Source organism: Exilibacterium tricleocarpae (assembly GCF_007004655.1).
GTDB classification, from domain to species: Bacteria; Pseudomonadota; Gammaproteobacteria; order Pseudomonadales; family Cellvibrionaceae; genus Exilibacterium; species Exilibacterium tricleocarpae.
In genome coordinates, this window is sequence record NZ_ML660091.1 from 435,547 (window position 1) to 456,258 (window position 20,712).

General features: G+C 47.6%; 21 protein-coding genes. 11 read left to right on the top strand and 10 right to left on the bottom strand.

The genetic code is table 11. The features are described from left to right. Positions 1 to 156: 156 nt before the first annotated feature. Positions 157 to 840 (bottom strand): hypothetical protein, encoded by a 684-nt coding sequence (locus FKG94_RS10030; protein WP_179957576.1) that lies wholly within the window; start codon positions 838 to 840, stop codon positions 157 to 159. A gap of 405 nt (positions 841 to 1,245) precedes the next feature. Between FKG94_RS10030 and FKG94_RS10035 the strand changes: the two genes are divergently transcribed. Next, positions 1,246 to 1,374, top strand: coding sequence for a type II toxin-antitoxin system Phd/YefM family antitoxin (locus FKG94_RS10035; protein ID WP_142904078.1), 129 nt, complete (start codon positions 1,246 to 1,248; stop codon positions 1,372 to 1,374). A gap of 229 nt (positions 1,375 to 1,603) precedes the next feature. Here the strand turns inward: FKG94_RS10035 and FKG94_RS10040 are convergent, their stop codons facing one another. Continuing rightward, positions 1,604 to 2,632 carry an SDR family NAD(P)-dependent oxidoreductase gene (locus FKG94_RS10040; protein WP_142904079.1) on the bottom strand — a complete coding sequence of 343 codons (1,029 nt, stop codon included), beginning with the start codon at positions 2,630 to 2,632 and terminating at the stop codon, positions 1,604 to 1,606. Positions 2,633 to 2,865: 233 nt separating this feature from the next. Here FKG94_RS10040 and FKG94_RS10045 point away from each other — a divergent pair, with 233 nt between their 5' ends. Further along, the gene (locus FKG94_RS10045; protein WP_218943492.1) at positions 2,866 to 5,343 is read left to right on the top strand and encodes an outer membrane protein assembly factor BamB family protein; all 2,478 of its coding nucleotides are present in this window, start codon (positions 2,866 to 2,868) and stop codon (positions 5,341 to 5,343) included. 42 nt (positions 5,344 to 5,385) lie between these two features. On the opposite strand, the gene FKG94_RS10050 is transcribed toward FKG94_RS10045, so the two are convergent. From FKG94_RS10050 to FKG94_RS10070, 5 genes are all read right to left on the bottom strand, one after another. After that, complete coding sequence (locus FKG94_RS10050; protein WP_142904080.1) at positions 5,386 to 6,426, bottom strand: alpha/beta fold hydrolase; 1,041 nt, start codon at positions 6,424 to 6,426, stop codon at positions 5,386 to 5,388. A 63-nt stretch (positions 6,427 to 6,489) separates the two neighbouring features. Further along, positions 6,490 to 6,747 carry an SDR family oxidoreductase gene (locus FKG94_RS29510; RefSeq protein ID WP_142904124.1) on the bottom strand — a complete coding sequence of 86 codons (258 nt, stop codon included), beginning with the start codon at positions 6,745 to 6,747 and terminating at the stop codon, positions 6,490 to 6,492. A gap of 83 nt (positions 6,748 to 6,830) precedes the next feature. Then, positions 6,831 to 7,472: a TetR/AcrR family transcriptional regulator gene (locus tag FKG94_RS10060; RefSeq protein WP_142904081.1), complete on the bottom strand. Its 642-nt coding sequence runs from the start codon at positions 7,470 to 7,472 to the stop codon at positions 6,831 to 6,833. Between the two features lie 349 nt (positions 7,473 to 7,821). Further along, positions 7,822 to 9,432, bottom strand: a complete 1,611-nt coding sequence (locus FKG94_RS10065) for a serine hydrolase domain-containing protein (protein WP_142904082.1) — start codon at positions 9,430 to 9,432, stop codon at positions 7,822 to 7,824. Positions 9,433 to 9,567: 135 nt separating this feature from the next. Continuing rightward, complete coding sequence (locus tag FKG94_RS10070) at positions 9,568 to 10,206, bottom strand: TetR/AcrR family transcriptional regulator (protein ID WP_142904083.1); 639 nt, start codon at positions 10,204 to 10,206, stop codon at positions 9,568 to 9,570. A gap of 692 nt (positions 10,207 to 10,898) precedes the next feature. Between FKG94_RS10070 and FKG94_RS10075 the strand changes: the two genes are divergently transcribed. The 5 genes from FKG94_RS10075 to FKG94_RS10095 all read left to right on the top strand — a co-directional run bounded on the left by FKG94_RS10075 (position 10,899) and on the right by FKG94_RS10095 (position 15,307). Beyond that, a complete protein-coding gene (locus FKG94_RS10075; protein WP_142904084.1) occupies positions 10,899 to 11,327 on the top strand; it encodes a putative toxin-antitoxin system toxin component, PIN family in 429 nt (142 codons plus the stop codon). Further along, a complete protein-coding gene (locus FKG94_RS10080; RefSeq protein WP_142904085.1) occupies positions 11,320 to 11,568 on the top strand; it encodes a toxin-antitoxin system HicB family antitoxin in 249 nt (82 codons plus the stop codon). Before FKG94_RS10075 ends, FKG94_RS10080 begins: the two co-directional genes overlap by 8 nt. A gap of 497 nt (positions 11,569 to 12,065) precedes the next feature. After that, the gene (locus tag FKG94_RS10085; protein ID WP_142904086.1) at positions 12,066 to 13,370 is read left to right on the top strand and encodes an HD domain-containing protein; all 1,305 of its coding nucleotides are present in this window, start codon (positions 12,066 to 12,068) and stop codon (positions 13,368 to 13,370) included. Then, entirely contained in the window at positions 13,351 to 14,547 is a 1,197-nt protein-coding gene (locus FKG94_RS10090) for a DNA methyltransferase (protein WP_179957578.1), read from the top strand. Before FKG94_RS10085 ends, FKG94_RS10090 begins: the two co-directional genes overlap by 20 nt. Before the next feature lies 1 nt (position 14,548). Beyond that, positions 14,549 to 15,307 carry a methyltransferase domain-containing protein gene (locus FKG94_RS10095; RefSeq protein WP_179957579.1) on the top strand — a complete coding sequence of 253 codons (759 nt, stop codon included), beginning with the start codon at positions 14,549 to 14,551 and terminating at the stop codon, positions 15,305 to 15,307. Here the strand turns inward: FKG94_RS10095 and FKG94_RS10100 are convergent. Both FKG94_RS10100 and FKG94_RS10105 read right to left on the bottom strand, forming a co-directional pair. Further along, positions 15,288 to 15,863, bottom strand: coding sequence for an AAA family ATPase (locus FKG94_RS10100; RefSeq protein WP_142904089.1), 576 nt, complete (start codon positions 15,861 to 15,863; stop codon positions 15,288 to 15,290). The genes FKG94_RS10095 and FKG94_RS10100 overlap by 20 nt on opposite strands. Continuing rightward, the gene (locus FKG94_RS10105; protein ID WP_142904090.1) at positions 15,836 to 16,735 is read right to left on the bottom strand and encodes a hypothetical protein; all 900 of its coding nucleotides are present in this window, start codon (positions 16,733 to 16,735) and stop codon (positions 15,836 to 15,838) included. The genes FKG94_RS10100 and FKG94_RS10105 overlap by 28 nt, the downstream gene beginning before the upstream one ends. A gap of 1,072 nt (positions 16,736 to 17,807) precedes the next feature. Between FKG94_RS10105 and FKG94_RS10110 the strand changes: the two genes are divergently transcribed. After that, a complete protein-coding gene (locus FKG94_RS10110; protein ID WP_142904091.1) occupies positions 17,808 to 18,755 on the top strand; it encodes an integrase domain-containing protein in 948 nt (315 codons plus the stop codon). Between the two features lies 1 nt (position 18,756). Further along, a complete protein-coding gene (locus tag FKG94_RS10115; RefSeq protein ID WP_142904092.1) occupies positions 18,757 to 19,098 on the top strand; it encodes a hypothetical protein in 342 nt (113 codons plus the stop codon). A 119-nt stretch (positions 19,099 to 19,217) separates the two neighbouring features. Here the strand turns inward: FKG94_RS10115 and FKG94_RS10120 are convergent, their stop codons facing one another. Next, positions 19,218 to 19,442, bottom strand: coding sequence for a DUF6471 domain-containing protein (locus FKG94_RS10120; RefSeq protein WP_142904093.1), 225 nt, complete (start codon positions 19,440 to 19,442; stop codon positions 19,218 to 19,220). A 200-nt stretch (positions 19,443 to 19,642) separates the two neighbouring features. On the opposite strand from FKG94_RS10120, the gene FKG94_RS10125 reads away from it, so the two are divergent. Then, positions 19,643 to 20,134, top strand: coding sequence for a hypothetical protein (locus tag FKG94_RS10125; RefSeq protein ID WP_142904094.1), 492 nt, complete (start codon positions 19,643 to 19,645; stop codon positions 20,132 to 20,134). Positions 20,135 to 20,136: 2 nt separating this feature from the next. Then, a complete protein-coding gene (locus tag FKG94_RS10130) occupies positions 20,137 to 20,457 on the top strand; it encodes a hypothetical protein (RefSeq protein ID WP_142904095.1) in 321 nt (106 codons plus the stop codon). Positions 20,458 to 20,712 lie beyond the last annotated feature (255 nt).

Consider the following 20,712-nt stretch of genomic DNA (forward strand, 5'->3'; position numbering starts at 1 on the left):
GCTTGCAAAGCTTTCGCAATTGTTCCAGAAAGCACAATAGCTCGCCCTACTTCCCAGTGAGCTTGCCCTGGATGAATTCCAGAAGGCACTGTAGATAACCGTTCCTTGCCGTAGGCCACCTCCCCATAAAAGTGCAGTCAATGCACGGCACAGTATTCAAAAATTATAGCTGACGTTAAGCCCCAGCCAAGTTGATTCAACCAGTGTATCCCCAGGCTCCTCGTCGATTGGGGCGACAGCCGATATATGGCCGCCCACAGAAAATTCTTCCAGGGAATAGCTTAATTCAACCCCAACGGCATAGTGGTCCGCACCATTGTGTTCATCAGCGACATAGTCGTTGTTTATACCAATAGAGGCGTAAGGCGAGAACTCAAAATTCTTTATCCCGGTTATATAAGCTATACCAACCGTGCTATAGACGCCTTCACTTTCCTCACTGTACGTTGAGGTTACGTCTAGCGCCAGACTGGTGGTAATTTCCACTACCCAAGACAAAGATACCTCGTGATCGCTTGGTTCATCACCAGAAAAATCGAGGTAAGTATAGTCCAAGCCCACTGAAGCCCATTTTGTCAGGCCCCACTCTCTCGACACGCTCAGATTGGTCTCATGATAGTCCTCGAAGTTAGACCGGCCGTGCCACAAGCCCAACGAGAAACCGGCGACATCATCGGTCGTCACCTCCATGTATTTCAGTGCCGTTTTATCTGTATTATCGCGTCCCTCGCTAATGTATCGAGAATCTATTCCCACCCCAATGGCCACATCACTGGCATCAACCAAAATTGAGAATGTCATTGACGAAAGAACTACTGAGAATCTTACAAGCTTTAACATGACCGGCCATCACTCTATCAATACTGCTAGATATGCTTAGAGTGTAGTTCAATGAATTACTTGCCACTGATTTTTTTGTGGATAAGCACTGGGAGGAAAAATTCTGGAAAGAAGTCCGGGATTCGACAAGAAATGACACAGGTAGCAGAAGACCAGCCGCACAAGTGGAATGTGTCAAATACTTGTCGCATTTAGGAAGGTAACTGATAAGGCATTGAAATCTAAAAAAACTTATGGGCGAGCCGATCCCGGACATCTGAACTGCGCTATAACCAGACCAAGCTGCAGCCTATCAGTGACGTATATAAAGGTAGCAGTCGAACAATAGGCGGAAAACTCTCGGGCTAGACAGGTCCCGCCCCGGGTGCCTGAGTCAATGGATTGTAGGAAGGGTAATCAGGTGTAGTGATATGCTACTTGAAGTCTCATGCAGCAGAGGTCGTCCGCCAGCTCGCCAGCCAACAAGAGCCCATGATCATTACTCAAAACGGTGGGGCCAAAACAGTTATACAAGATGTCAAAAGCTACGAGTAAATGCCAGAAATCATGGCATCGCTCAAAATTTTGACGCTGGGTAATCGCCAGGTTGAGGCGTTACCCGGCGGAGCTTTCTCGCAGGGGATTAAATAGCACCGGGAAGTCTGCTTTAAACCTTATCGCATCATTTATCGTGCTGTTGACCGAAAGGTTTATGTGGATCATAACTCTCCCTGTGCCTGAGCTGTACTCGACGCACTTTGGACAACAAGATACGATGGTGTGGTTAACCGAGGTATTCACCCAGGAGGTTCTCAGAATATTCCCACAGGCGATCGGCCAAGGCATTATTTTCAAGATGATGGGTGCCACCTATAGTGACCACATTAGAATCGTATAAAAACTGCCCGGTGACATTAGCCATGTTTGGGTGACTGGCTGCATAACACGTGGTGGCGGCGCCCTCCCCTACGTTTTTGGCTATAAACAGCCCAAGAACGTTAAACATTGCCTTGGTTGACCAATCCGCATCGCGGGCAATGTTAGTTCTGACGAAGCCTGGGTGGAGTGCGTTGGACGTGACGCTCGTACCTTGATATTTATTGGCCAACTTCAGCGAAAATAGTGCATTTGCGAGTTTCGATTGACCATAATACTCCCAGGGATCGTACTCAACGCCGCCATTACTTTCGCCCAGCGAATCAAACCGGATCCCAGCCGCCGATGGGCGTGTGTAAGCTGCGGTGCTGCTAACGTGTACGATGCGACCTTGCTTTGATGCCTCTACAGCCGAAATGATTTTATTCACGAGTAAAAAGTGCCCCAGGTAGTTCACCAGAAAGGCTTTTTCGATGCCGTGAACAATCTGCTTTTCTTGTTGGCCGGCGATTCCCGCATTGCAAATGAGTGCATCTAGCGGTATACCGAGCTTAAGCACGTCGTTCGCGCAATTAAGGATAGACTCAAAATCCGTAAGTTCTAAAACAACCGGTGTAGTATTACCTGTTACGCTTGCACACGCATTGGTTGCTTTCTCAACAGTACGGCCAGTACCTATCACATGGGCACCACGTAGTGCCAATACGCGCATGGTTTCATAACCAAGCCCGGAATTACACCCTGTCACGAGCACGTTTTTTCCCGTCAAGTCCAACTCTTGTGTGACCTCTTCGGCGGTCGATTCCGGGCCGAAGCCGCTGTCGGTAAAACCGGGGGCCAGCATTACAGGAAACTTTTCTGGTCCCGTATCACAACCAGGCAAGGTGGATGTTGCCACCGCTGCGGTTGAGAGTTTTAAAAACTGTCTGCGGTGCATTTTCGTCTACCCGTTAAGTTTTATCGCTCAAAATCAGTCCAACTACACTTTTGGCCTGTCGAGCAGATGGCCACTCGAACCCAATCTATCACCTCAATTACAATAAAATCAACTTAAAAGGCTTTTTAGGTTGCAAAATGGGCCATTTTGGATATTATATTGCACTTAACTACAACAAAAAATAATTACAAATGCATAAGGCTCGATGCCATCCAGCTAGGAGAGATTAATGAGTGGGGTTATTTAGTTTCATGCCATCCAAAATTATGCTTTGGTTTTTTGTTTTCGTGTTATCACTAACGGGTTTGCTTCTCTTTTCCCTGGGCAGTTATCTCGCCTATTTAGGCGGAAGTTTGTATTACGTTTTCACCGGTATTGCAGTTATCACCATTGCCGTGTTAATCGTGCGGCGTAAACCCGTCGCGGCCAAGCTCTACGGCGCCCTGTTGAGCATCACCTTGGTGTGGTCAGTGTACGAAGCTGACGGCTACTTTTTAGCGCTGTTGCCACGCCTTGCTTTTTGGTTTGTTTTGGCGGGGTTTTTCTTCTTGCCCTGGTATAGCAAGTCATTGAGCGAAAGCAAAGTGGCAGTCAAGTTAGACGCCGGCACCAGATACTGGTTAGCTGTTCCCTGTGCCGCCACGGTGGTGGTGCTGTCGATCGCTGCGGTACAGGACTATGAGTACAGTGGTAGCGGTACAGTGCGCGAGATTTTACCGTCCGAGCCCGTAACCGATTGGCGGCACTGGGGCAATGACGCTGGAGGCTCGCGATTTTCCGAAGTCGATCAAATCAATACAGAGACCGTTGGCAGACTAAAAGAAGTTTGGCGCTTCCGTACAGGTGTCAGTGAAGTTTTTAAATCAACACCGCTGCAAGTGGATAACCATTTGTATGTATGCGCCGCGAATAATATTGTAATCGCACTGGACAGTGATAGTGGTGAAGAAATCTGGCGCTTTGACCCAAAAATACGACTGTCTATACAGAATCAGTACACCAAAACCTGTCGCGGGGTGGGGTACCATGAGGCACCGGAAGAGTACGCCGGCGCCTGCCCAAAGCGTATTGTGATAGGCGCACTGGATGCCCGCTTGGTTGCAGTCAACGCCATAACGGGTGAGCGCTGCGGTGACTTCGGGATAAATGGCGAGGTCGACTTAACGAAAGGCATGGGCATTACCCACGACAGCCAGTATTCGGTGACAGCGCCCCCCTTGGTTGCGGATGACGTACTGGTGGTTGGCGGCATGGTGGCTGACACGCAAGAACTCGGTATGCCCTCAGGGGTGGTTCGTGCTTACGATGTTTTGACCGGTGAATTCGCCTGGGCATGGGATCTTGGTAACCCCGGAGAACATGGTGAACCTGCTGAGGGCGAAACCTACACACTCGGCACACCCAATGTTTGGACAGTAATGAGTTACGATTCGGAGCTTGACTTGGTGTTCGCCCCCACCGGTAACTCTCCACCCGATTATTTTGGTGGCGCAAGAAGACCTTTCGATGATGCGTATTCGTCCACCATTGTCGCTATTGACGCTGCAACCGGGGCCGAGCGCTGGAAGTACCAGACTGTGCACCATGATATCTGGGACTATGATCTGCCATCGCAGCCCGTGCTGGTGGATGTTGATCGAGCGGGAGAACGCGTACCTGCAGTGGCGGTGCCCACTAAGATGGGGGATATTTTCCTGTTAGATCGACGTGACGGTACGCAAGTTTTTCCGATGGACGAACGCCCCGCCCCGCAAGCCCCGGAGTTAGGTGAATACCTGTCCCCGACTCAGCCCGTATCAGCTCTGCCCGACTTCCATCCCTATAGACATGAGAAAGATATGTGGGGGCTGACTCCAATCGATCAATTGGTTTGTCGAATTGAATATAAGATGATGCGTTACGACGGAATGTATACGCCGCCCACTATCGCCGGGCCCTTGCTAACCGGCGGAACCTTGATCGCCCCGGGTAATTTTGGCGGTTTTAATTGGGGCAGTGTCTCGGTAGACGCAGACAACGGTTTATTAATAGCAACTCCCATGCTGTTGGCCCACCGGCTTGTATTATTCACACCTGAGCAAGTCGCTAAAGCGGGTCCTGTTGCAAGGTTCTTATTGGGGCCGAGGCACCCGGCCATAAGAATGGACCCTGATGCCCCCATACCAGAGCCTCGTGATCCGGACCCAAATGACCCTTACGACCATGTCCGCATCGGCTATTACGGTATGCCACAACCCTTCATGTCGCGTTTGGGTACCGGCGTTCCGTGTTTTGAGCCCCCCTGGTCTAGGATCGCGGTGATCGACTTGAATACTCGAGAGTTACTTTGGAGCCGCCCTTTAGGCAGTATGAAAGAAGCCGGGCCTTTCGGTATACGCTCTGGGCTTCCGTTTGATGTCGGCGTTGCCGTGCAAGGTAGCACTCTGACCACTCGAGGCGGCCTCACCTTTATGGCGTCAGCGATGGACAGCACCGTGCGCGCCTTTAATGTTCGTAGCGGCGAGGTTATGTGGTCGGCAGACTTACCTGGAAACAGCCAATCCCAACCCATGACGTATCAATCCAAGAAAACAGGCCGGCAGTACCTGATCGTTACAGTACCCAACCCGAGTTGGCGCTACCCGAGGGATCCCGTGAGCGGGACTTACGTAGACTCACAAGGCGCAGATGGCAAGGGTGGCTATGTGATCGCCTATGCGCTTGAGGAGTAATCACAACGCCGATCTTGGTCGGTTATTAGAACCAAGCAACCATTATTCATCCCTGGAATGTTCCGCTGTAACGAGTTTACGGATCGCTGCCGTCACCTCTTCACTACGCTGGAGGTGAGGCCAATGGCCTACTCCCTCGTACTTAATCACGTGAAGATTGGGAGCTATTTGCCTCATCAGTGGAATGATTTCCGGGAGCAGTATGTGGTCTTTGCTGCCCCAGATATAGAGTGCCGGCACCGTAATCGAAGCGCCCTGACTTGGCCAATAATCGGTTTCGGTGATATCCGTATAGGCTGGAATATTGGCCCGATACCAGTTGATATGCGCGTTGATACGCCTGGCGTCAGAGAATGCACGGCGGAACAGCTTACCCTCTTCCGGCGTTAGCAAGCCATTGTCAACATGCTGCTTGTATGGGTTTTCCCAAATACGTTTTGGTACCCCGAGCGCCAGAAGCAGCGGTGAGTTTGCTTGTTTAAACCGTTCGATATATTCAGCGATGGCCTGTTGACGCGCATTCGTTTCTAATAGCTTTAGCAAGACAGTTAACGTTGGGCTGCTGATACCAGTGACGGTAGATGTTTTTTCCGGATGTCGCTGTGCAAATCCATAGACAAACACCGCCCCCCAATCATGGCCCACCAAGTGAGTCTTCTGGATGCCGAGCTCATCAAGCAGCGCTCGAAAATGTGCAACCATTTTATCGAGTTTGTAAGCATCGACGTTATTAGGAGCATCTGATCGACCCGCCCCCAGTCCGTCAATCAAGATGACCCGATGATCCCGTCGAAGATCGTTAGCTTGTCTGATTAGGGAATACCAATATGACGGAAACCCATGGACCAATACAATGGGGTCGCCCTCCCCTGCCTCAACGTAATGCAGTTGGCGACCTTCGAACTCAAAATAACCTTCCTGAAATTCGGGTAAATCGCCAGCCAAGGTATTGGCATAAATAACGGCGGGATCTGCGCTCTTTCTATCCACCGATATGGGTAACGCACTCCATACCATTGCAGCGACAGCGATCACAATAACCAACCCGGACAAGAAAAGCACACCGAATGTAACAGCTCTCAAAGCTTGGCTCCTCTCGCGCGAAGCAGCCTGGTCAATGGCACAATTTTGCCCACTCGTCTTTTGTTACCTCGGATGAATAATTGCCCTACCGTCAAGTACAATACTCTGGCCAGTCATAAAGTCGCTGTGCTTTGACGCCAGAAACACCGCGATACCTTCCATGTCTTCCAGCACTCCGATTCTACCGATCGCGGATCGCCGTCGCGCCGCATCTCTGAATTCCTGACTGGTATTTAACGACACTTCTGTTTCAATGAAACCTGGCAAGATAGCGTTCACCCTTATACTTGAACCAGAACGGGCTGATAAGTTTCTACTGATGCGCTACTGTTGAATTTCGTGAAACGCACCTGCGAGTTTACCGAGCGCCACCTGTGGCGGACATAATTTCTTTCCAGTCTTGCTCAGGTGCTTTTAGTGCTTTGCTTCCGTAGTTTCCGTTGTCGAACCAAGTAGTCATTTCGTAGATAGGTGATCGAGCCGATTATCATCGCAACGGTTATATCCTCGAGTTCTTCTCGCTCAACCTCTCCCCGTAACAAATATTCGCCTGCAGCGGCCGGCATACCGTACGAAACTTCTATGGCTTTTCTAGCCAGGTCGACCGGTATATCAAAGTGTTCTGCAGTGAGAGTCGCCAAATAATTCACTGTCTCACGGCGCTGGAAATATGTGGGATCTTTCCCTCCGGACACAGCCACTTCCGACTGCAACCGATCAAAAATCAAACCCCGCTTTTCGATAAAACTCAGATAGGTATGCGTGACACCCCGAATCATTTCTTCAAAGGTTTCAGCTTTTTCCACAGCAGCGGCCTTCAGTGAATGAAGTGCTTTCAACTCTCGTACATGTAGTTCTTTCAGAAGTTCGGTAACGCTGTCAAAGTAGTTGTAGATCAGTGATTTGCTGACACTTGATTCCACAGCCACCTGTTCAAGGGTAAGTCCTGCCACCCCCCTGTTAGCAATAATTTTCGCGGCTTCATCGAGAAACATGGAGCGTCGCACTTCCCGAGAATAACGTTTTCGTTGATCAGGTTTTGTCATTTACCAACCATAACTGAACTTCTCTTAACCCGCCACCTTGGCACCGGTATTTGAGATAAATCCCAGTTTCAGGTGCGGGTGCTGGACGACCTGGGAAAGAAAAGACGCCTGTCCGGCCTGAGGGGGTGTAAAAACGGCGACACTACCACAGCCCATCCCCAAGGGCAATGCCAGTCCAGGGCTGTTAGACCACTATTGGTCCCCGGGCCGGCGTGCATTCGACCAGGCTTGAGGCAATACCGATAAATGCAATGGGCCACATCTAAAAGGCAGCCCGGGGACGACTTACCGTCACTGCCACAGCGACACCGGCAAGGTTGCCTTATGATCCCTGTTATTCTTTCAGACGCTAACGCTCGGCGACCAAACCGTTTGAGAATAACAAGGCCACAACGGCACCTTGTTTATCTCTTTGAATCTGGATGTCAATGCCTCCCGAGAGAAATAAATCGTTCTCGGAGGCTGCGTATAGCTTTGAGCGTTGCAGTACCGGCGATTCCGCAAGCCACAAGCCGTCCGGTCCGGATTCGAGAACGATAGGAATTGACCCGAAATCCGACGTGCTGAGCCTGTATGTCCCGGCAATCGCTTCTTGCTCTGTTTGAGATAATGTTAAGGCCTCGCGAGTCAAAGACTGCCCATACCGCCATCCGTAGTGCTGTGAGAGTGCGCCAAGGATTTCAGTAATCAAGTGCTTCGCGTTGTCTGCGTTGGCCATGATCGCCGCCCCGCCCCGCCCGTCCTGATAAACAAACCAGACCGATCGATAGCCTTGATTGGAGCCGCTATGGCTCAACACCATGCCATCTTGCTCTGCATTCAATTTAAACCCGAGCCCCCAGGAACCCGCCTGTGTCGATAACATATCCGCCGTGGCGGCAGCACTGAGAAGGGTTTCATCGTTGCGCTTATTTATTGAATAAGGCGTTGTCGAATCGGTCGCGGGTGGAACAGTAGTTGGCGAAACGAGAGCCAGCGCAAGGCGGGATAAGTCAGTTGGCGTAGTCCACAATCCGGCAGCGGCGAGTTCGGGGTGCCGGTGATAGTAACCCGATGTCGGGGCGGAAGTGCCGCCGACATGTGCGCGTGCTGCGGTCTTCATCTCCTCGGGCGCCAACACGGCTTTAAACTGACTTCGGCTCATCCCGGCGGGCTCAAGCACCAGCGCCTTCATGGCGGTGTTAAACGCAGCGCCCGTTATATCTTCGATTAGTTGCTGCACAGCGGTATAACCCCCGCCCGAATAACGCCAGTCGCTGCCAGGGTGCTGATTGACAAATGTCGGCGCTGTATTTGCCGGCGGCACACCCTGGAGTATTTGCACCGTTGTCGGAAGAGTCGCTCCGGCAGGATAACCGGGGTAACCGATAACAGTCAGCCCGGCACTATGGGACAATAGCTGCCGCAGCTTAACAGGGCTTTCCAGGCTGAATGCGTGCTGCGGAATCTGCCAGGACAGCAATTTATCGTTCACAGGAGCGTCAAGATCGAGCTTTCCCTCATCGACAAGGCGCAAGGCAGCGATCGCGGTGACCGGTTTTGAAAGCGAGGCTGCCTGGAACATGGTATCTGTGTTAACCATCGTATCTGTGTCAACACCGGTTGCGGGGGCAACAGCCGTCGTTGCCGTAGCATCCACCACACCGTAGCCCTTGGCCCATGCTATTTTGCCATCGACAATGACAGCGATGCTCACCCCTGGTGTTTTGTAATGCGCCATGCGCCGCTCAAGTGACCAGGGTTCAACACCCTCGCCACTCACAACAAATCGCGGACGAAGCCCATGCTCTACCGCTGCAATATCGATAGCAACTTTCCCTACTTTCTCTACTTTCGCCACTGCGGGCTCGACCGGGTTTGCCGCTTTCGATTCGCTGCCGGAGCGGTCTACAGAAGTTTTTTCGGAGCACGCTGCTATCGTCAAGAAAAAGACTACAGGTAACGCTTTATGATGAGACATGTTCAAGGTTTCCTTAGCTAATGGAGGGTTGATTCAACCGATACCAGGCGTTGGATACACGCACCGGCGTCTTCCCGTTAAAAATGCGGGAATAAGCAGACCGCGTCATTGAAAGAAGATAACCCTTGACAGATGTTAGCCTTCTTTGGCGAGGAACCCGAACTTAAACACACTGGCCAGTTCTCTATTCCTTGCGACTAATACGTCGGGGTCATGCGCCGGGCGGCCAATGATCGCCTCGATCGGACCGGCCAGGAATACCGGCCCCAGCTGTGCAAAAATAATCTGGAATGTCAGCCAGACCTTGTTGGCATCGACGCGCAGTTTGCCGGCGGCTTCAAGTCGGTCTATATCTTGCCTGATTATTTGGAAATAGGTACGGAAAGCGTTATGTGCATCATCGGTATCAAGGCTTGCCAACCGGCTGAGGTAAAAAAGAAGATCGAGGTTGGGCGATAACAGGGTTATTGCGCGTTCCAACAGCTGATCAATATAGGCTTGTCCATCACTGACATCGATATCGTCGAGTATTTCTGTATAGGCTTTTTTAAGCTCTGTTAGTACAAGCTCTGTGGTTGCCGCTATGAGGGCATCTTTTGTACCAAAATAATGGCGGATAAGACCAAAGGAGACACCGGCTTTAGCAGCGATATGCCTGATGCCTACCTTGTCGAACCCCTGCTCAGAAAACAGTGCAATGGCCGCTGTGAGAAGTGCATCGCGCACCTGGCGATCCGATTCCTTTCTGGGTCTTCCTGCTGGTTGTTTGCTCACGTTTGACTCCGGCTAGCGTCGGGGGAACAGGGCAAAGTACTGTTGTTGCAGTGCTGCGGTGGCCACGCTCGTATTTAATGCACTTTAATCGATCAAATACAGCGCGCGATTATCTGCCTGGCCACAGTGAATAAACGAGTTTGTTGAGAATCCATTAATAATACCAGTGTATTATTAATGGATCTATATAATAATTCACCCGTGTTATTTTTATCATAGGTCAAGGCTTTAGAGCTGTGTCGGATCAATGGGTCTGTAGGGATAGCACAGTTAGTCATCTCGACTAATAAGAACAGCAGGCAAGAAAAGCACCACGCACTGAAAGCTATGGTAACAACGGCGTTGATAGCAAAGCGCTATGTGCATCGCAGTTGAAATCAGTGTTAAGCCTGGAAGCCTCAACACGATCATGCAAGTACGCGCACGCTTCTGCGGTTTCCAGGCTAGTGTCCAGGTTGGACCCGGGAATAAATGGCGGACCGGACGGGACTCGAATCCAGTTTTGGGTGTTTTGTCGTGAAGCGTGATGTATATATGACATTGATTTTAAAGGACTTTTCCTGTTTATCATCCACTACACATCACAGCGATTCACACTAAATGCGGCAAAAAGTGTGGCAGAACTCTACTCACCCATTGAACTTTACTCCCTCTATTGCCCCCATAAATAACATCATATAAGATATCACATCATGTTAAAGCTAGTCTTAGATACCGATGTTATTGTCGCCGCTATGAGGAGCCCGAAAGGCGCTTCAGCGGCTTTGTTGGATGCAGCGCTTAATCAGGATTTGATAATGCTCGCCAGCGTGCCACTTTTTGTCGAATATGATGCCAAATGTACAGATCCACGCCATTGGACAGAAGCCGAGCTGACTGGTGAGCAAGCCCATAGCTTTGTCAACGGTATTGCCACTATGATAAAGCCTGTAAAAACGCATTTTCTTTGGCGGCCCGTGTTGCGTGATCCCAATGATGAAATGGTACTGGAAGTGGCTATGAATGGGCAGGCTGACGCTATTGTTACCTTTAACCATCGTGACTTTGGCGGTGTATCGGAAAGGTTTAATGTAGATATTCTATTGCCTTCTGAGGCAATAAGGAGAGTAAGAAATGGCTGAAACATCAACGTATCCACTCAGGTTGCCGACTTCGCTTAAAGATGAAGTCACTAAGGTTGCCAAACGTGACGGAACTAGCGTTAACCAATTTATTGCATTGGCGGTTGCTGAAAAAATTTCTGCTTTGGAAACGGAGGAGTTTTTCAAAGAACGTGGACAATTAGCCGATATGGATGAATTTAAGAACATTCTATATCGAGATGGCGGTGTGGCTCCAGCTCAAGGAGATGAACTACCTTGATCGTAAAGAGTTCGCAAAAACTGGACAAGCTATTTAGCGAGTATTCGAGGCCTTGAGGCTGATATTGGCCGTTACGAATGGCAGATTGCTTAGGCTGTGGCCTTCATTGGAGTGCTAAGGCCATGTGGACTTACTTATTGAGGTTGGGTAAGAGGTAAAGATTGCACCTGTTGTTTGGATGCACTAAGAAGGTGATTCACAGAGCATCTTTTATCCCTGGCATCGAAAGATATAGTCTCTGAGTGGTAGTATGTAGGCTATCTGGATATTAGATAACCAATTGCACAGAGCGTCATTGCTTAAACATTACGGCGGCTTGCAAATCAAAGCTGTCTAGTAGAACATGCTCCAACTTATTAATATTCATGGAATTTTAAGCAAAGTAAATTTGCTACCGGAGCATAAATGGGATCATTCCGGAGCTAGAAGTCAATACTGCCTGCCCATTCAATGGCGTATTTACTATCTTGGTGGGGCTTAAGTATTAAGTTTATTTTATGGAATTTCACGACGTTTTACATGGCCATATAGTTATCGAGCACCCCGAAGTCAAAGATATGGTGCGCGACCTTATTAGTAGCACCGAGTTGCAACGCTTAAGAAATATGCGCCAAATGAACTTTGATGTTCCTCTCATACAGGAGCTAGGACGCTCGAGAAGGCTCCCTCATTCCATAGGCGTTGCACACGTGGCTTTAACTCTTGCTCAGCAAGGACAGCTAACAGTGAAAGAAATTAAAGAGCTAGTCGCAGCCGCCTTACTACACGATGCTGCGATACCACCTTATGGTCATTTGGTAGAAACAGAGTTTAAACAAAATAAGATTAAAAAATTCGATCACGCAGATATACTAAAGTCATTCATATTTGGTACCTTTCCGGATAGAAACTCGTTTACAGAAATCCTGCCTAAAAGGCAGTTAGAAGTAAATAAGGTCCTAAACCGGCATGATGTTGATCCAGATAAAGTATTTGAGCTAGTTGCACCACATGGCAACAAAAAAAGTCCGATTGCAGCCGATGTAGACCTGGACAATATTGATAATGTTCATAGGATGGCGGTCCTTTTAGGGTGGAAAAATGCCAAGGAAAACACTAAAAAATTACTCGATGCTACAAAGCTGAATAGCCTTAAGCAAATGAGATTTACTACAGAAGCGGTAGAGCCACTAAGAAATTGGCTGGATTTCCGCGAAAAGATATATACCCTTATTATTGCTCACCCCGAGTGTATTCCCCACAATGCATTACAGTCAGATCTAGTTGAATCAGCAGTAATCAATGGTGTTATATCTAATGATAATTGGTATTTATCCGAACCCGAGTTTGAAGATAATCTGAGAAAGAATGAGAAAACCAAAGATTTAGCTGAGCAGTTGATTTCAGGCTGCAATTATTCATTCATAGATTATGTCTGGATAAAAAATATTGACACTCAGGAAAAGCTCAAGAATTCAGATGTTAAAAGAAAAATGTCGGAGTCTATAGACTTTGAATTGAATGACACAGGATATTTTATTTGGAGCGAAAAAGGGTTGATTAGTAGAGAGATCAACTGGCTGGATGAAAACGGTAAAAAACATAGATTAGGGGAAAACTCGAAAAGCTGTATGATCGCCCTCGTTAAAAAAACCCCTGGAGGAAAAGCCACAAATGATCAAAAAAGCAAATGGAGAGAAGCTGTGGTAGCTGAGTTTGAGTGCCTAGCAAAAACAAGGCGTTTTGACCTGGCATTTCCCGAGGACTACTCAGGAAGTTATTTTAGCAGAGGAACAAACGAATTTGAACTCAAATTACAATAAAAAACTACAAGGGATAGATTGGTCATTTTCTAGTTTTAGCAATTCAGGTATTCACTCAATACACTGGTATCCTGCGACTTATATTTCAGCAATCCCAGGGACGCTTATCCCATCATTGACACCACATGGGTCTACCATACTAGATCCATTTTGTGGGTCGGGCACTAGCGGTTTAGAATCCTTGAGATTAGGTAATAACTTTATTGGCATTGATACAAACCCTATTGCGCTATTAATGACTGAAGCGAAGCTCTACTACCCTAACCCTGTTACTTTTATAAAAAGGGCTCATGAAATAGTCCGGGATTCCCAGCTTCATTTTTCAACAGGTGATATTGAAGGTCATCCCCAAGAAAATGAGCTTAAGTGCTGGTATCACCCTGATACGGTCGCAGAACTAAATGCCTTACTATCTCAAATTATCTTTATTTCAGATAAGAGAAGTCGCAGATGTGCCCTTGCAGTTTTTTCTAGCATGTTAAAAGGCCTCTCATCTCAAGGGCGGCATTGGGGCTGGGTTTGTGACAATGTAAAACCGAAGCCTGGAGAGATAACATATAAAAATGCATTCGTCAGTTTTTTGAATGCTGTTGATGAATACATTGCTTCGTCGAAGGCTTCATTTCGCATTCTTAAAGAGATATCACCTAATGATACGAGACAGAAAGTAAGAAAAAGGTTTTCACTCAAGCAGGGAGACTGTGTTAACCACATGGAAAAGCTGTCTATTAACTCTGTAGATTTAATAATGACCTCGCCCCCATACTATGGGGTAGCGGATTATATAAAATCTCAAAGACTGAGTTACCTCTGGTTTGATAGAGATGAATTGGCCTCAGAAAACATCGGTTTTAGAGACTTTGAAAAACTAAGAAAACAAGAGAAAGGTTCTCGCTCTCATAGACATAGGAGCAACAGCCGTAGTATTTACCTAGAATTCATTGGAGATTTTCTTAAGAGTTCTTCACGAGTGTTAAGGCCTGGCGGCCATATAGCCCTCGTGGTTGGCGAATCCAAAGCTAGAGAAGCTACGACCGAAGCGTTAGTGGAGTCTGCACTACTTGCGGGTTTTGAATTGATTCTTCGCAAAGAGCGGGATATCAAGTCTACTCGGCGACGCTTGATGGCAAAAGTCAAAGGTGAGGATGTGCTCATATTTCAGAATCAAAAGGATTAGAATGAATATCAAAAACCAAGGATTTATAACTTTAGCACCAGGAGTTTTACTAGCTGATAATGCTGAGGGAAACGATATAATTGAGGTTGATGGCGTTCAATACAATCGTTTTATGGATGGTTTTTACATCGATCGGAGCACTGCAGAACTCACTACTGAGCAGGTTTTTGCTCTTTGTCGCTCCCGCTCAGAAAACCCCAATTTAGTTAGTAATGGACCAGGTAACGAGCAGGTAAAAAGTATTATATCGAGTTATATCCTAGCTAAAAATCCATCAACACTGTTAGAGTTGGGAGCAGGAATAGAGCCTACTTTGACCCACAAGGCAGATGATTCCATCTATATTATTTCCGATGCAGATGATATTGTCGTTCAACAAAACTCTGAATTGGGAAGAGAGTGCAGTCATTTTGGCAAGGGTTTACCGTTGCTGTTTGACGATAATTTTTTTGACCTAATATTTGCTGTTTTTGTATTCCATTTTTCGATTTATCAAGATCAAATCCAGGAAATTTCAAGGTGCCTTAAGACTGACGGTGTTTTAATTGCCAATGTCTACTTGCTAGATACAAATGAGAGGGCTATTTTGGAAAAAAAATTTAGGGATGAAGGTTTAATATCACTTCGTATATCCGACCCTATGTCTTCTTGTAAAAATAATGAATACTGGCTATTTTCATTTTCTGAAGAAACACTTGACTTAAACAATACTATCTTTCAAAAAATATTGGCCTCCACTGTTAGTAAAAAGAACTCATAAAGCTATCAATTGCATACTTAAGTTCAATTTCTGTCCCTACATTTTCAAATCTATGATCAGCACAATTCATCAGGATTTCAACATAACGTTCACTTTGTCGGTTATTAAGGTTTTGAAATTGACTCGCTGAAAGTTCACCATCTTTAATAGTGTCAATATTTTCTTTAGCCCTAATATATCGTATGTCATCACTTGCAGAAATAGCGATTAGCTTAAAGTTATTGAGTGTTTTATATACTTCAATCTCCTCGATATATCTAATTCCATCTATAACATATCTCAAGTCACCTAACGGCTCATGTGCTTGAACTTGAGCTACACGGGCTCTCGCTATAATATCCCGACCCAAATCTGCAAAAATAGCATCACCAGTTGCAGCTAGTAGGTCTCTCCTTGCTGGCAATCCAAGTGCCTCTAGGATCGACTTAAGAACCCGAGCATTCGGCGCAAAGTTATAGCCGTATTTCTCTGATAAGTATTTGCTCGCTGTAGATTTTCCCGCTCGTATAGGTCCTGTAATACCTATTATCAGGGGCAAGGTGTCGCTGTAATACATAGTAAAGTGATAAAAAACACGTATAGTGATACGGAAGTAATGATTTTACTTATCTGACCACTGGTTAATGGAATTTCCCTAGGACTATTAGAACGTGTTCCTTCCCATGGAAAAAGCCTAATTATATATGCTTCAAGGCATTTTGTTGAATGAAATATTCCTATTACTGCTATTAGCGATAAGTCACCATATACAGCATGGCGGGGAGTGGCATCAACTGGATAAAGCCAAAAAACCACATAGCATAAAATAAGACATAATATAGATGAGAAGCCATATGTCAGAGTGCCAGTCAAAAAGCCAATTGATTTTTGTTTGGCGGTGATTGTTATTAGATGTGGGTGCTCTCTCGCTCCCAAAGGGCTAGATATTACGTCGGCTAGAATATCCCACACTAAAAATATTGAGAAAACAGCCACTAATTGCATCGCTTCGGGTAAAGCTGATGCTTGAAAAACAAAATCGCTATCTATACCTTGCGAGGAATAATCTTTTATATTAACTTCAATACTGACAGCTATACCAAAATATATAGTGACAAGCATTACTTCAATCAAGAGTAAAAAGAACGGTATGGATAAAAGGCTTGTAATGCTATTCTGGTGACCCGCTGCCTTTGACTTAGACCACCCTACCCAGCTAGCCGACACTAATATTAACCCAAGCGATGCATGAGTAAATGGAGCAGCCAGTAACCAGTCATTTTTGATAAGGTTTAAAAAAATATCTGGACTAAATATTGGTATAGACCAACCTTTAGTGACCAGAAAGAGGATGTCTGCAAAACGTTGTGCCAAGGTTGCAACAACCAAAGCAAACAACATTGCGATGAAAGTTCGTCTTAATTCATTATTATTTGTTGCTTGCTCCATTTATTACGTTCCTGTATGTTTTCTTGGATTTTATTCTTTGCCGTAACATTAGAAATGTCACTAAATTCGTGATCTGGATCAGAAGTTAATTTTGGTAGCGAGTTATTGAGAAATTACTTTTCAATGCCGCTGCAAATCCAGTTCACATATCTCGGATATCACCTATGAGGTAATTTCAATTATTATTCAAGCATCCATAGCATATGCCAAGCCTAAGGCATTGATTTGATATGCAAACAGACCATCACACACTTTCTAGAACATAGATTAGCCAATGTGCCAATCATAATGCTCTCTGCGTCTTTACTAGCCTTCTTTCTTACCGTCCGCCACTTCATTAAATGTACCCAGGTTGACGCATTCCATAAATACCTACAGAACGGTACAAGCATACTGAACAAAAGTGGTTCGTGTAAATATCGATACTCCCTCGATAAATTTCTTAGACATATGAATACTTAATTACAGTAAGTCAGCGTTATCTAATAGACAATACCCCCAATATACTGTGGCGACTACAGCTTAGTCGTACTGATAGGTGGAGATAGGCCCTAGTGGCTATCTATCATGTTGTGAGCACACAACAGTATCTCTGATTCATTCCTATGCAACGGCAGTTTTCAGCAGCCATTACAGGCACCCAATAGGGTTGCCAACATGGGGTAATTTTGGACTTGAAAAGTGAAGCGGCGAAACCATAGCCGCTATCAACTGGAGGTGAAAAACTATATAGAAAATCAGAGGTAGGGCCCGTCTCTGTGCCGTTGCTTTACACAGAGACGGGCCGGAAATAGACGTAAAAACTGTAGCAAAATCAAGATATTAACGTCATGAGTACAGCTACAAAGCCAACACAATCACTTATGCGACCATTAATCGGCCCCTTTTTAACGGGCTAATCAATAGGCACAGCACGCAACCCGCAGGTTTATTTATTTACCTGTCCAGGCGCGCCAGGCATGCGGTGATAGTCATTGTCCTGCTGTCTTATCGACAGCCGCCTGCTGGGCGTAACAGCACAGCGCGACCGGCGCTATACCCGGTTTAACACTCACCAATACGTAGGGTTTTTATGGGCAATGTTGGCGGCAATCGAAATTATGGCTACGGCAAACAACTGGCCTGGGCCGGGAAAAACGCCCTGGCGGATCGTTATGGCCACGGGCATTTTGCAACCCGTGCAACGCATGAGCAACGGTGGTGCCAGTTTGTCCGCTATTTAAAAGGACTCAATATCAGGGATGCCCGGCAAATCGATCAAAGTACAGTACGACAATATGACCTATGGCTCAAAGCACAGGTTAATAGCGGTCAGGTCCGGGTTGCCTATGCGCAGAATTTGCTATCGACGGTCAATGTCGTCTTGCAGGCTATGCGTAAAGATACCGTCCTTTTACTGTCCCCCACCGTCGTCGGCGCACGTTGCAATGTCCGTTCTACCGTCCCCGCCAGTTATGACAGGACGGTATTAGCGTCCCCTATTGCAATCCTCGACAATAAGGGGGAACAGCGGGTCGCGTTAATCGCCGCACTGGCCCGCGATGTCGGTCTGCGCTTCAGGGAAGCCTCGCTACTCAACTGCCAGCAGGCGGTTAAGCAGGCAAATCGCCTCGGGCGCATTAACATCACGCAGGGCACCAAGGGCGGGCGCGGCAAGGGTGTGGATCGTTGGGTGCCGGTCAATGCGGATACGCTGCATACCCTGAAAGCCGCTGCTGATCTGCAAGGTAAAGCCAGTAATCTTGTCCCCGCAAACCTTACCTATGCACAATGGCGAGACCATGCCAACAGCCAGTGGCGCAACATCCCCAAGGCTGTCCCGATCAAGGGCTTTCACGATATGCGCGCTGCCTATGCCTGTGAACGCTATCAGGTGATTACCGGCTTTCCCGCGCCGGTCATTGCCGGTGAGCGCTTAGCGCCCAAAGCATCCGATACCGATGCCAGAGCCATCATTGCCCAAGAGCTGGGACACAATCGTCTGGATGTGGTCGCGTCGTATATCGGTAGTGCCAAATAACATGCGGCCGGCTAACGCCCAACAAGCCGCACGGCATATGGAACACCTGCTGGCCTACACGTTAACCGGTAAACGCAGTGGCAAAGTCAGGGAACATGTGAATCGCGCCAAACGCATTGCGGTTATCCTCTACCGTCAATTCCAGGTCGGTCCGTATCAATACCAGGCTAAACACCTGCGCTGGTATCTGATCACTCAAACACACCGGCTTAAACCGGCGACTCGTTACCGGCACTGGTTAACGATTAAATACTGTGCGTATGCGCTGAATAAAGAGTCTGACTGGACGGGGGCACTAAAGGGGCCTTGGTTAACGCCGGTGACCGATAAGGCACTGCACTAGAACGAGCACCCCAGCCCGCTTTCCCTGTGTCCTCTGTTTTCCGGGTGAGTTTACTCGCCCGGAAAACAGAGGATGGCTTTAACAGTCTTAACATTTGGAAGTAATAAGCGCACCCAACCTCACTTGATGGGCGGCACCTCAATGTGTTTTACCTTGAGAACGGCGAGAATCTGCAACGCAAATGCAAAACTGAAAGCACCGTTGTTAACACGATTGGCAATCGTCTGTGCGGATAGCTCCACGCCTAATTCATTGTCTAAAAGCTCTGCAATATCCTTCCATTCGACTCCATGGCGGGATTTAGCGGCTTTTATTATGCGTGCAGCTTCTTCATTCCAATTCATTTCAGCTTCTTAGAGGATTTTAATATCAGGGAAACGCGATATTCTCTCGCTTAATGCTTGCAAGGGCAATTTATCTTGTTATAAACTAAGATTTCTTTGAAAACCCAAAGAAATCTTAGTTTTTGTGTCAATGCGCACCCCCGCGGAGGGCGAACTCCGCAGGGGAACGACTTACCATCACCGACTTACAGGAGTCAGTCATGATCGACCCGGATTCTACACAATCAGCGCCAACAGCGCCTCCCCATTATGAACTACTGAGCCACCCCTTAGTCCACTACCCCGATTCCCCCTCCTATCTGGGCTGCCTGGACATTCTGCACAATGCATCCTATCTGCTGGATTTGTTTCAGCACCTCAACCTCGACGACACCAGTTGCAAGGGCGGCATGTCCAGCGACGCCGCCGTCTCATTTTATTGGCTGGCCAGAATGCTCGAAGATACCCTGCGCTATGTCAGCCACACCCTGCAAGCGGCATGGCAAGAACGTGACGCCGAGCAGACCGCAACCACGGTGCAGCAATCGGCCTTTTTTAATGCCCTGCGCGAACCCACTGGGGGCGATAAATCCCATATCTATAGTGTTTTGGCGTCCTGCCTGAACATTGGCCGTGCCGATATTGAGGCATTTATTGCCATGGTTGACGGACAGCCGGACAGTACACCCACCACACAAGACGAGGGGTGCTAGTCATGGAAGCCAAAGAATGGTTAGCCAGTATGCCGGCGTATTTTCCGGCGGTGTTTTACCAGACACCGCTGAACCATAACCCGCTGATCGGCAACAACCAGATTCATACCGTGGGCAATGTCTATGACGTGTTGTGCTTTGTGCTGCAAGCCATCGCCAGAAGCCGGGAAAACGAGCTGCAACTGAGTGAGAGTGAAACCAATGGTATCTACCAGGTTATCGAGACCTGCGGCGATGCACTCCACTTTGAAATCGTCCGTCGGCCTGATGGCGGCGAGCCGGACGAAGACCGTGACGAATCGGATACCGGCAGCGAGTCATAGCACCACCCAACGCGTCATTTAACACATCAAGCCCGGATGTATCCGGGCTTGGGCTATGACTGCACCGCCGCTTTTTCTTGCTACAAGCGCTCACCCGTAAAGTATCTTTCCAGTGTGAAAGGTTAATAGTGCGTATTCCGGCGAAGATGAACACCTATTCCGGGCGAACGTGAACACCTAATGTCCTAACGCATCACCCGTCCGGATTTTTAACCCAGGTGTTCATCTTGGGTCAACTGCCCGAGGATTTTTCTC